Consider the following 4,750-nt stretch of genomic DNA (forward strand, 5'->3'; position numbering starts at 1 on the left):
GACGGCCAGACCCCCTATGAGAGACTGCGCCAGAAGACACAGACCGAAGCCTCGGCCACGTAATCGATCACCGTCAACGGCACAGCCAGTGAGAACCGGCGCCAGCACTCACGACACCTAACGCGGCAGCCGCCCCGTATACGCGTCGCGAGCCTTCTCGACCGCTGGCAGATGCTTGTCGGTCCAGTCGGCGAGTGCGGCGAAGACCGGTGACAGGCTCCGGCCGAGTTCGGTGATCTCGTACTCGACGCGGGGCGGCACCTCGGCGTAGGAGCGCCGCTCCACCAAGCCGTCGCGTTCAAGCTGGCGGAGCCGCTGCGTCAGAACTTTCCCCGTCGCGCCGAGCCGCCGCTCCAGTTCGACGAACCGCACCGGCCCGGACTGGCTGAGCGTCCACAGGATCGGGGTCGTCCACCGGCTGAACAGCAGGTCAACGGCCGGGCTGATCCGGCACGCGGCGAGCGGATCGGCGCCGGTTTGCGCGGTGGTGGTCATGCGGCTCCAATACTTTCCCTGGGGAACCTACTGTACGGCGGCTTTTAGCCTCGCTGTGTCGCTTTCGACCCCTAGCTGAGGAGCAAGTCATGATCGTCGTCACTGGCGCCACGGGCAACGTCGGCTGCCTGCTTGCCGAGTCCCTGACCGAAGCCGGGCACGCCGTGACCGCCGTTTCCCGCGGCGTGACTTCCCCGCCGCCGTCGCGGCCCGGGGTGACCCCGATGGTCGCGGACCTGGCCGACCCGGACAGCCTGGTTCCGGCGCTGAAGGGCGCGGACGCACTGTTTCTGCTGGTCTCCGGCGCGGGAGCGCACGTCGACGGGGAAGCTGTCCTGCGCGCGGCGGCCGACGCTGGCGTCTCGCGGGTCGTCCTGCAGTCGTCCCAGGCCGCGGGGACCCGGCCGGACGCGGTTTCGCACGCGCCGCTGGTCGCGCTGGAAGAGGCGGTGCGGTCGTCCGGTCTGGAGTGGACAGTCCTGCGGCCCGGCGGGTTCACGACCAATACCTTCGCGTGGATCCCGTCGATTCGATCCCAGCGCACGGTTTTCTCGCCGTTTGCCGACGTCGCGCTCCCGGCCGTGGACCCGCTCGACATCGCCGAAGTCGCCGCCGCCGCACTGACCGAGGGCGGCCATGCCGGACAGGCTTATGTCCTCACCGGACCGGAGGCGACGAGCCCGCGACAGCGTGCGGAGATCCTCGGTGCTGCCCTCGGCGACCCGCTGGAAGTCGTCGAGCTTGGCCGCGCGCAGGCACGAGAGCAGATGCTGCGGCAGATGCCGGAACCGGTCGCCGACGGAACGCTCGACATCCTTGGCCAGCCGCTTGCGGAGGAGATTCGCAGCAGCCCTGACGTCGAGAAGGTGCTCGGCCGTCCGGCGACCTCGTTCGCTTCCTGGGCCGGGCGCAGCATCGACGCGTTCCGGTGATCAGAAGTCGCGCGAGTGCAGGAGCGAGCGCACGCGGAGCCGCCGCCGGGGCTCGTGGCGACGCAGCCCGTCGACAATCACCGCGACGCCGATCCACGTCGCCCCGGCGTCGGCGACCAGGGCTTGCGCGGCGAAGGCTTGGCCGCCGGTGTCGATCCAGTCGTCCACCAGCAGCGCGCGATCGCCTGCCCGCAGCAGACGGCGGCTGAAGCCGAGCCGCAGGTGCCGGTCCTGGTAGTCCGGCGGCGAGGTGCGCTGGAGCCACCGGTCGGAATCGCAGGCCGGGTACCGGTTCTTGCGCACCTCGACGAAGCCCGCGCCGAGTTCCACCGCGACCAGCGGACCCAGCAGCGACCCGCGGGATTCGGGGCCCAGCACGACATTCGGCCGCTCGCCGGCGAACAGCCCGGCGAGCGCCGGACCGAGTTCGCGCAGCAGTTCGGGCGCACGCCACCATCCCGTCGGGTCGGGGTAGCGGCCCTCGTCCGTCCGGTCCCCGAGCACGACGGTGGCTTCGCGGATCCGGTCCGCCACGGTGCTCGTGCGCATGGGTCGATGGTCGCAGCGGCGCCCGCGCGAGGCGAGCGAATTACGGTTTCCGCGCGGCTCCGGCGAGGATCACCGAATGCGCCGGCGTCGGGAACTCCACCTGCGGCGCGCCCTCGCCGGATTCCTCCGGATGCCACGACGGCGTCCAGGTGAGCCCCGGTTCGAGCATCTCGAACGACCCGAACAGCGCCTGGATCTCCTCGCGCGACCGGAAGATCACCGGGCTGCTCGATCGGTCGTAGGCCGCTTTCAGCTCGGCCAGCCGCGCACCGACGTCGGACGGGATATCCCGGTCGGTGACGTGCGAGATCCCCAGAAAGGAGCCCGAGGGCAGGAGATCCCGGTACTGCGCGGCGAGGGAGGGGCCGAGATCCTCGGTGCCGCCGCTCTCCTCGGCGGGCGGCTGCTGAACGTGCAGGACCGCGATCAGCAGCAACGCGAGCGGCTTCTCGACGTCGATCACGTCGGTGGCGGCGATCTGCTCCCACATCCGTTTCGGATCGCGCATGTCGGCGTGGATCACCGCGTGCCTGCCGAGGTCGCCCGACTCGCGGAGCAGGGTTTCCGAATGCGCGACGGCGACCGGTTCGTAGTCGACGTAGCAGACGTGGCTCTCGCCCGGCGCGAGTTCGTCGGCGACCTGGTGCGCGTGGCCCATGGTCGGCACGCCGGAGCCGATGTCGACGAACTGCCGCACGCCCTTTTTCACCAGGTGCCGCACGAGCCGGTGCAGGAACAGCCGGTTGGCCTTCGCGATCGGGCGGATCAGCGGGAACTCGCGGATCACCTCGTCGGCGAACTCCCGGTCGATCGTCCAGTTCGTGGTGCCGCCGAGGTAGTAGTCATACACCCGCGCGACGCTCGGGTGGTCGAGGTCGACCCCGGGAGGCGGGAAGGGTTCGTCGGCCACCGGTGGCTGTTCCTTTCGTTCGGGACTGCTGGTCAGCGGGCGGGCGTCGCGCAGCGGCTGGCCCATTCCTTCAGGTATTGCAGGGACTGGTCGCGCGAGAGGGTGGCGGCGAGCTGGGCTTCCCACGACTCCTCGTAGGAGGCGAACTCGTCCTGGCCCCGCGGCACGGTGATGAGCTTGACTTTGCTTTCCTGGTACGCGAAATCGGGCAGGTCGGGATGGTCGAAGCGGAGGATGGTGAAGTCCTCGTCCGGATAGGCGGCCGCGTCGCGCGGGAGGATCCGGACCTCGGCGAAGGGATGCGTCTCGACGATCCGGATCATGTGCTCGAGCTGATCGGTGGCGATGCTGGCCTTGGTGCCGCAGACGAGTTTCTCGATGCAGCTGTACTCCAGCATGAAGACCGCCCGCGGAGCCGGGAAGGCGTCGAAAAGCCGTTGCCGCGCCTTGCGCTCGGCGACCCGGTCGGTGACCCGCTCCTGGCGGCTGGCCTGGAACTGCGCGAGCATGTAATACTCCGATTGGAGCAGTCCCGGGATGCGGTTCCCGGTCCAGCTCAGGATTTCCGCCGCCGCTTGTTCGCGTTCCAGGATCTCGCGGAACCACTGCGGCGTGATCATCCTCCGCTCGGCCCGGCGTGCGGAAGGATCGTTGGCCTGGTTGAGCTCCCGCAGCTGATCGGCGTCGGCGGGCGGGATGTCCAGCACCTCGATGATCCGTTCGAGGTCGTCGGGCCGGGTGCCTGCCTTGCCGGACTCGATTTTCTGGATCTTGGGCTGTTTGCAGCCGATCCCGTCGGCGAGGTCGACCTGGGTCAGCCCGCGCGCGGTGCGCCACGTGAGGATCCGGGAACCCAGCCGGGAACGCTGGGTCCGCAGAGACGGCGGCGGTTGCCGGATCGGGGAGGTCACCAGGGGCTCCGTCATTTCGTCCAGGGGCCGATGTGAGAACCTCCGATGATAATGCGCCGACCCGGCGGGCAATAGGCCGGGTCGGCGCCTTTTTCGCGAGGTTCACGTTGCTTTCGGCGGGCACCGCGGTGTCGTGCCTGGTCAGCCGTCGAATTCCCCGCGTCGCACGGCCTCGACGAAACTCGCCCACTCGCCCCGGTCGAAGACCAGGACGGGGGAGCTGCCGATCTTGCTGTCCCGCACCCCGACCAGCCCGTGCTCGGCCAGGTTGACCTCGACGCAGTTGCCGGAATTCGGCCCGCAGGCGGAGGGTTTCCGCCAGGCGTGGCCCGGGAAGCGCGCCGCCGGCCCGGCCGCCGGGGCGTGGGTCGGGTGCGCGTGCTGCTGCTCGTGCGGGTCGTAGGCGTCCACTGCAACCCCTCGTTTTCTCGGTTTCGGTCAGTGAATGGAATATTCCGCGAAGTACGGAATGTGCTCGGAATATTCCTGAGGGTAGTGGGCTGGTGGATCATTCGCGCCGCGGGGCGGGGATTTCACCTGAATGGACACTTCTCGTGCATTCGGTGATGCTTTCGCACGTGCAATTTCGGATTGGTGATGTGGATTTCGTTGTTGAGGTGGGGCGGTGGTGCTTTTTTCGTGGTTTTTTGACGGGTGGAGGGGTTGGGGTGTCCTGCAGTCGAGAACACCTGTCGAGCGGTTGATCAGCTGAGCTGTTCGGCGCAGTCCCGTTTGCGCCGCTCCGTGAGGCGGCTGCCTGGGCGCGAAGGGCGGGCCCGCGGGATCGGGGTCATGGCTCGGGAGACTGGGCTCTGGGGCTTTCGGCTGAGGGGAGCGGACCTGGGTTGCGGCTGAGGGTTGCGGCTGAGGGTTGCGGATCCGGGTCGGCGGGCCGACTCTCTCCGAGCCGAGCCGAGCCGAGCCGAGCCGAGCCGAGCCGAGCCGAGCCGAGC

6 protein-coding genes are annotated in these 4,750 nt (G+C 69.1%); 1 reads left to right on the top strand and 5 read right to left on the bottom strand.

The features are described 5' to 3' along the window. Positions 1-117: 117 nt before the first annotated feature. Positions 118-495 (bottom strand): helix-turn-helix domain-containing protein, encoded by a 378-nt coding sequence (locus tag A4R44_RS43650; protein ID WP_067595208.1) that lies wholly within the window; start codon positions 493-495, stop codon positions 118-120. Positions 496-584: 89 nt separating this feature from the next. On the opposite strand from A4R44_RS43650, the gene A4R44_RS43655 reads away from it, so the two are divergent. Beyond that, positions 585-1,427, top strand: coding sequence for an NAD(P)H-binding protein (locus tag A4R44_RS43655; RefSeq protein WP_067595211.1), 843 nt, complete (start codon positions 585-587; stop codon positions 1,425-1,427). Here the strand turns inward: A4R44_RS43655 and A4R44_RS43660 are convergent, their stop codons facing one another. The 4 genes from A4R44_RS43660 to A4R44_RS43675 all read right to left on the bottom strand — a co-directional run bounded on the left by A4R44_RS43660 (position 1,428) and on the right by A4R44_RS43675 (position 4,208). Continuing rightward, positions 1,428-1,976 carry a phosphoribosyltransferase family protein gene (locus tag A4R44_RS43660; RefSeq protein WP_067595214.1) on the bottom strand — a complete coding sequence of 183 codons (549 nt, stop codon included), beginning with the start codon at positions 1,974-1,976 and terminating at the stop codon, positions 1,428-1,430. A 40-nt stretch (positions 1,977-2,016) separates the two neighbouring features. After that, a complete protein-coding gene (locus tag A4R44_RS43665) occupies positions 2,017-2,886 on the bottom strand; it encodes an SAM-dependent methyltransferase (protein ID WP_067595305.1) in 870 nt (289 codons plus the stop codon). 32 nt (positions 2,887-2,918) lie between these two features. After that, positions 2,919-3,797 carry a helix-turn-helix transcriptional regulator gene (locus A4R44_RS43670; protein ID WP_232792061.1) on the bottom strand — a complete coding sequence of 293 codons (879 nt, stop codon included), beginning with the start codon at positions 3,795-3,797 and terminating at the stop codon, positions 2,919-2,921. A gap of 141 nt (positions 3,798-3,938) precedes the next feature. Further along, positions 3,939-4,208 (bottom strand): DUF397 domain-containing protein, encoded by a 270-nt coding sequence (locus A4R44_RS43675; RefSeq protein ID WP_095213995.1) that lies wholly within the window; start codon positions 4,206-4,208, stop codon positions 3,939-3,941. Positions 4,209-4,750 lie beyond the last annotated feature (542 nt).

This window comes from Amycolatopsis sp. M39 (assembly GCF_001651785.1).
Taxonomy (GTDB): domain Bacteria; phylum Actinomycetota; class Actinomycetes; order Mycobacteriales; family Pseudonocardiaceae; genus Amycolatopsis; species Amycolatopsis rubida.